The sequence below is a fragment of the Bacteroides sp. D55t1_190419_B8 genome (genome assembly GCF_015558905.1).
GTDB classification, from domain to species: domain Bacteria; phylum Bacteroidota; class Bacteroidia; order Bacteroidales; family Bacteroidaceae; genus Bacteroides; species Bacteroides vicugnae.
Genome location: NZ_JADMOU010000009.1, coordinates 198,128 through 205,121, shown reverse-complemented (window position 1 = coordinate 205,121; position 6,994 = coordinate 198,128). Strand labels below are relative to the sequence as shown.

Below are 6,994 nucleotides of genomic sequence, written 5' to 3'. Positions count from 1 at the left end.
TAATAAGTTAATAATCAATCATATAAATAGAATAAAAACAGGAGTGGGATAGTAAAAAATATAATGCGTCTGCCCTGTCTGACAGCTGTATCTTTTTCGTCTGACAGTTGTCAGACGGAAAGATAACAGTTGTCAGACGAAAGTTCAACAGCTGTCAGACGATTAATCTATCGCATGCAAAGGTATAACTTTATGCGATACGACCTTTAAATCTTAGGAGGAAAAAGACAATTCCTCCCAAGAATTTAATCACCTAACAGTAATTTAGTCACAGCGGCAGTATTCAATGCCCATTCACGAGTATATATCTCGTCCGCTTCCGGAATATCAACTAACTTCAATCCCTGTGCCTGCGCTTTGACAGCCAACAGTTCACCGACAGTTGTTTTCGCTTCCAGTTTATCCAGATACTTTTCGATGGTCTGTGTATCCAAAGAAAGAATCGTCTGTCCACCAAAAGGTATTTCCAGCCAAACGATTTCCCGTTCTTTCACTTTCAGAACTCCGAAAACGAGTCCTTTCTGCAAACTTTGGGAAATACGTACCTGATGTTGCACGCAAGAAGGATCGTAAGCTACTCCTGTTCTTTCCGATATCTTCATTGGATAGGCAGAGTTCATCCAACCTACCACCAGATTAGGAGAGATAGTCCCGTTGCTATATGCATTGCAAGTGAAAGCAACATATTCCGCACCTACACGGTTCAGTTCATTCAAATCCAGCTCGATATATTCGGCAGTACCTTTCTTATTAGGAATACTTCGGATATCCCCGCTATGTTTAGCACCAATAGCCTGCAAGTTGAAGTAAGAACAAACTTCTGTTGTGGAAGGCAAAGCAATATGACAACTCAAGTCCATATCAAGATGCTGTGCCGGAAGCCCTTTTCCCCACTGCATAAACAACCGCACTTTATCCCCCTCTACCGGAAAACGTGTTCCCTGCAAAGCACAGGAAGTATCCTGAATTGTTTCGCTACGATCGCCGATAGCCAACGGAATATGGAACAACATAGGGTCAATATACATACTTTTGTTTTCACTTCCGGCAGCTACACCAGCGAAACGGGCAGCTACGACTTCCTTACACAAATCCTGTACATCCTTCACCATCGCTTTTAGCTGATCCTCCATATACAGACCCACCAAATAGTGTGGTTCTATCAAAAGAGCATTCCCCCCTAAAGGTTTCACCATTCTCTTACGTCCCGGTTCAAAGTAGCTCTCCGCATACATACCCAAAGTAACGACCAAACGTGCCGGCAACAAATGAACCACTTCTTTAAATGCAGCCAACGTCTCTTCCGCTCCGAACCAAAGCATATTCGCAAATAAAGAACGTGCAAACATACCCGGTCGCTGCTTTAACAAAGCAAATGTCTGTTCCGCATCCGCCTTCAAACGGTTGCGCTCCACTTCTCCCTGCCAAACGGTATATGCCTCGCGGTAGAATATATCCATCAATTCCTTCAAATTTCCGAATTCCGGCTTACGGGCATATTCCGCCAGACGCAACGCACGTATCATACGTACCCACATCTCTCTTTTCGGATGCATGATTTCGCAAGCCTTCTCCGGAGCCATTGTCAGGTTGTTCAACCAAAGAGCTACCATTTTACATTCACGACGCGTATATTTCAACTTCAACTCCTCACGCTTCGCTTGGGCTGCCGAACGACTTTTATCCAAAACTCCACATATATGTGTGTTGTTTCTACCTGTTTTACGGATAATAGTCTTAGGCTCTATGATTTGCAGGAATCCGGTTTTCTTATACCACAGATAACGCAATATATCATTCGGAGTAGAGAAATAGATTTGCGCTTCCTGCGCTCTATCCTGTTCCACCAATGTATCTATCACCAACATCAATGTCTCCTTCATTTTGATTCCGACTGCCGGTAACGGAAGTTCGCCAAGCATCATTTTCAAGCTATCTGCTTGTGTGACATCAAGAGCCGTACGCGATTCAAGCAAGTCACAGAAAAAAGCATTCAGCTCCTTGTCCTGCCAAAGTTCCAGCACTTTCAGTTTACTTCCCTGTCCGAAGTATTCCGTAGTAGCCGTTTGGAATGGAGTTCCGCAGAACGGACAACCATTGTATCGTTCCATAGGAAATGTATTATCAGGGATCACGTGTCCGCAAGGTAGTTTAACGCCTTTGGGGGTATTAAACAGGTTAGCGATCCATGTAACCAGATGATCCAAACGCGTTTCTCCGGTAGGTACATCCCACCCTTTCACCAATGGAGCCCAGTTTAGCGTCACACCCAATGCTTCTTTCATCACCTGAAGAATCATCATCTGTTGAGCCGGATATAACTGATTAACGGCATGCAGCAGTTCTTCGGACAAGCTATATCCTACTTTACGGAGTTGGGCTACCAATGCAATGGTAGTCGAAGTCAACTCTTCCTGCTTTTTCTCTTCTTCTATCAAAGGCAAATAGATGGCATTCTGCCTGATAGACACTTTCAACAAATCTTTATTCATAACTTTGTTTTTTTAAGTAAGGTAATCGGAAGACTGTGAATCAATGGAGCATTCCTGCGGTTTTGAAGTAAGTCTTCCTTGACCTTAGTTGATAAAAAGAGGTAGAACAGGCCGGATTCGAACCAGCGTTATCCACCGTTAAGAAGTAAGCCCCGGTTGACCTCATTTCAGATAATCCCGAAGCTGCTGTCCTACCTCTATATATTTTTTTGTGGAGCAGGTCGGAGTCGAACCGACGACGGTCACGGGATAGGAGTAAATCTTAATTGACCTTTTTCATCAGGATAATCTCAAGATTAAAGATGATGCTCTACCCACTGAGCTACTGCCCCTTTGCGAAACAGGAAAACGGATAATCGTATGAGTGATTTCCATACCTTAAATGAGTTGTTGAAGTAACCCGTACTTGACCTGTTTTCTTGTTTCTTCGACAAAGATAGATGCAGTGGTGCGCAGCCTTTTTGCGCAGCTAAAACTTTTTTGCTCTTTTGAAGAAAAAAATAAATTCCAATACCTGCATCGTTTAAATAGAAATCAGCGATTTGCCTTACGATTCTTTACTTCTTCTACAAGTTTTGTAAAGGACTTCTCCTTTTTACGTTTCTCATGTTCGGAAGCAGAAAAGTGCCATGCCTCCCGGCGAAGTTTCAGATAGCTTGCATAAACTTTATAGTCTAATACACCGCTATTGACTGCTTCTAAAACAGCACAACCCGGTTCGTTGATATGCTTACAATCTTTGAAACGGCACGATTCTGCATAGTCAGAGATTTCAAGTACTTCGGCCAGTGAATCTGGATTGTCGATAACCAAGCCAAATTCACGCACACCCGGAGTATCGATTAAAACACCCGAATCATTCATCAACACCATTTCCCGACGGGTCGATGTATGCCGGCCTTTTCCTGTGGACAGGCTTATATCGGAGGTAAGCAACACAGATTTTTCACAGAGTGCATTTACCAGAGAACTTTTCCCGACACCCGAAGAACCGACAAATACAACAGTTTCTCCTTCTGATATGGATTCCCGCAGCCGGAGAATCGTTTGGGGTTGATGAATACTCGTAAAAAATACGGGTATCTGATTGGAGATATGCTTTATTTGTTCTTCAACACTCTGCCTGTCAAAATCTAAATCGGATTTATTAAGTACCAATACAGGCTTGATGTTTTCTTCCAATACCTGACCCATAAAACGTTCTACTCTGCGGACATTGAAATTATCGTCAAGGCTCTGCACAATAAATGCTTTATCGACGTAAGAAGCAATGGCCTGCTTATCGGCAACTGTACCGCTTTTCTTGCGATACAATGTCCGCTCACGAGGCAGCATATCGACAATAATCCCTTTATTCTCATCAAATGGTTGAAAAAGCACCCAATCACCCGTACAGGGTAATTCAGCATCAGATTTCCCATACATCATGTTTCCCGTGAGTTCACACTGAAACAATCCGTTTTCGGAAACGACCTCGTAGCAGGTACGGTGTACTATGGATATACGTCCATGAGGAAGAGTGCTGTAGAGTGATTCTTGTTTTAGTCGGCTTAGTTTATCATTCCAGCCATACCAGTTTAAATTAACGTCGAATTTGTGAATTGTTTGATTTTCGTTATTCATGATCTTAATGTATACAGCGCACACGTTACAAAGCACCACGATGCTTTTAGCACCCTTGTACGCAAGTTAAAAATTGAAATTATAAAGACATAAAGAGTACTCCCGAAAGGAATCATCCGAGAGCAAACGAAAGGACAATCTGTATCAGCAACACAGATTGTTTACTAAACCAAATCCGATTTATTATTTCTTGTCATGCGACAAAGATAGACTATTTTTATTTAATGGCAAAACGAGCCGTCATTTCATACCGTAGCTTGATAACCCGGTACTGCTCGGTAGCTGCCGCCCCCATGCTTACATTGCTCTGCGCCTCGAAAGGAAGATAACGGCTTATGTTATTATCGGCAGGTTCGATGATACGAATCACTTCACCCAACTGCTGCCCCATCGCTTCCACCAGATAAGATGCTTTCTCACGGGCAGCCTTCAGTGCTTCAATCTTACCCTGTTTCCGATACATTGGCAAATCCTTATGTTTGAGTTCTCCGATGCGCATGGACTCAATTCCCCACGTATTGACCGAACGAATAATAGAGTTAATCTGCTCAAAATCCGTAAGCCGGATATCCAATTGCTTACCTATCAGAAATTCCTTTCCTCTCTGGCGCCAATAATCTCCTATTTCCTGTGTGCGGATAGCATCATCCGTTATTCCTATTTTGCGCAAACTTTTACGCAAATCTTTCTCTATCATTGCCAATGGCACTTTCGTCCGGAAATCTTCTTCTTTTTTTGATTTACCGGTGTATTCTTCTTGCCAATACTCCTTAATCTGAATCAGAAAATGAATCTCATCCGGAACGACTTCTATTTCAGAAGAACCGGTCACTTCAACGTATCGTCCATCACTTTCCTGTGCATTCACAACGATACTCCAAGCAAACAAAATAAAAGCGAATAAACATACCTTTTTCATATCTTCAATCTTAATAGTACAACCTCTTTTACAGAATGCGAATGATCATTTCACAAAGCTATTAAAAAAAACTGTAAAACCGATTTTATCCCAAGAAATCAATCAGGCTTTTTCGATCTATCAAAATAGTATCGCCATTCTTTACCTTACACTTGGAAGATGTTTTGCCGGAAAGTAAAGAAATATACCCTTTTTCAAACAGCAGCTTCAAGCGGGTACTGGAAAGAGGAAGACATCTTTTTATCAACGAAGATAATTTAAGGTTCAAGTCGAAATCACATTTGACTCGGATACTTATGATCTCACTACTCATATTCAGGATATCTTCTAAAGAGACGGTATTTATCACTTCATATTCAACACTGTCATAATCTAATTGAAGATTATTCCTGCTTGCCACTCCGGCAGAAAAAGCATATTGCCAGGCAACTTCCCTGTCATTCATAGAAAAGCTGTGAAAGAGCTTCTTATCAATCAAGTCGGTTTTTGTTCGTGATAACAGAGTCATATTACAAGTGTTATCACATTTCACACATCTATAAATCAGCCAGACATCAATGTTTTTCTTCTGTGCATTCATCCTGAACTTATCACTGCAATAAAAGCGGTCACTATCACAGTGACTGCATTTCTTAATTAATAAGGGGCAATTCTTCACCCTTATTTCCCATGTAAATGTTGTTTCCATAACTATACAAAAGCGATTATCTTTCTTTGTGAATCAATTATATTTCTCCGCAAAGTTGGAGATTAGCCATTTGTATAATTCACAAGATGTCACAAGACGCCCTGAAATTTATCTGTCAAGCTCATCCATCATCTTTATAATCTGTTCTTTCAACTTATCCAGAAATTGAGTCCTGCTTTTCTTTCTATTCCTGATTTCCAAGAATATACGATAAAAGTCACCTATCTCGATATTAAACAGTGTTTCGCAACAAAAAGCAATGTCTTTCAAACTCGTATTTCCATTATTAAAGCATTTACCTGCATACAAAGCGTAGATAAACTCAACCAAAGCCACTTTACTGTCCGTCCATTGCAACAGCTTACTGTCTACAATGAAAGTAAATTTAAGATGAAGTTTCTCTGTCAGCTGCTCAATTTCCTCCGACATATATTCTATCAAACGATTATTCGCCAGAATTTCTGCAACACTCGAATCATGCAAGGTGGTAAAAGAAGTATCTCTATCCAATAGATGACAATGTATATCAGAAAGAATATCATAATTCTCCCGAATAAAATAGTGGTTATCAAACTCTGTCCGACCGGCACGATAATATTCATAAAAGCTATTATTCGAAAATGTTTTTTGCAGGTTCTCCAATTCAATCTTCAGATATCTGCATTGGGAGGACAGAGATTTGCCGATACGATTCTTTTCAATCTGATACAAACGGACATAAAACATCAACAGACCGGAAATCTGCGGTTTCGATACTTTAAAGAAAAGAATCTCTTCTTCAGCACTTCGAAACTGATATCCGGCAACTGCTGTTTTCAGCGAAGTCAGTGAAACCTGTAGGACACCAATGATCTGCCTGATTCTATCCAAAGGATCAACCGACTGTAGCTCGATCCTTTTTATTTCTTCTTCTATGTTCAGCTTACTATTTCTTACGAAATTTTCCATTCATTCTCAACGCATCCACCACTCCCATCTGATTACTATGAACCGGACTGAAAGCTTGAATAGCTAAATTGCATCAGTCTTGAAAAACGATGCAGTGAATAATAAAAATGATAAAATGAAAAACCTGTTCAAGTATAGAACTACTCAAACGAAAGAAATTAGCCTGTGGTTTATGAGGCTAATAGTAAGCTATAACAAATTTAAGAATTGTGCCCAAAATCATTGCTTTTAGAATTCAGATGCAAATATAATAGTTTTTTCAGGATGGCATGAAGTTTATATGAAATTTTGAAATAAGCTCACCAGAAGTATAGAAAAATAGTA

The 6,994-nt window shown here is 40.5% G+C and carries 5 protein-coding genes; all 5 read right to left on the bottom strand.

Annotated elements, in window-relative coordinates; genetic code table 11:
- Positions 1-245: 245 nt before the first annotated feature.
- Complete coding sequence (locus I2I13_RS10855; protein WP_195649482.1) at positions 246-2,492, bottom strand: hypothetical protein; 2,247 nt, start codon at positions 2,490-2,492, stop codon at positions 246-248.
- Between the two features lie 534 nt (positions 2,493-3,026).
- Positions 3,027-4,115: a ribosome small subunit-dependent GTPase A gene (gene rsgA, locus I2I13_RS10850; protein WP_195649481.1), complete on the bottom strand. Its 1,089-nt coding sequence runs from the start codon at positions 4,113-4,115 to the stop codon at positions 3,027-3,029.
- Between the two features lie 217 nt (positions 4,116-4,332).
- On the bottom strand, positions 4,333-5,034 hold the full coding sequence (locus I2I13_RS10845) for an SIMPL domain-containing protein (RefSeq protein ID WP_195649480.1): 702 nt from the start codon (positions 5,032-5,034) through the stop codon (positions 4,333-4,335).
- An 85-nt stretch (positions 5,035-5,119) separates the two neighbouring features.
- A complete protein-coding gene (locus I2I13_RS10840; protein ID WP_148364909.1) occupies positions 5,120-5,722 on the bottom strand; it encodes a DUF1062 domain-containing protein in 603 nt (200 codons plus the stop codon).
- A 108-nt stretch (positions 5,723-5,830) separates the two neighbouring features.
- Positions 5,831-6,670 (bottom strand): RteC domain-containing protein, encoded by an 840-nt coding sequence (locus tag I2I13_RS10835; RefSeq protein WP_195649479.1) that lies wholly within the window; start codon positions 6,668-6,670, stop codon positions 5,831-5,833.
- Between the last annotated feature and the right edge of the window lie 324 nt (positions 6,671-6,994).

Bases quoted from the DNA above. Each gene is read 5' to 3' on its own strand.
- I2I13_RS10855 (WP_195649482.1), bottom strand. From the start codon at position 2,492: ATGAATAAAGATTTGTTGAAAGTGTCTATCAGGCAGAATGCCATCTAT.
- rsgA (WP_195649481.1), bottom strand. From the start codon at position 4,115: ATGAATAACGAAAATCAAACAATTCACAAATTCGACGTTAATTTAAAC.
- I2I13_RS10845 (WP_195649480.1), bottom strand. From the start codon at position 5,034: ATGAAAAAGGTATGTTTATTCGCTTTTATTTTGTTTGCTTGGAGTATC.
- I2I13_RS10840 (WP_148364909.1), bottom strand. From the start codon at position 5,722: ATGGAAACAACATTTACATGGGAAATAAGGGTGAAGAATTGCCCCTTA.
- I2I13_RS10835 (WP_195649479.1), bottom strand. From the start codon at position 6,670: ATGGAAAATTTCGTAAGAAATAGTAAGCTGAACATAGAAGAAGAAATA.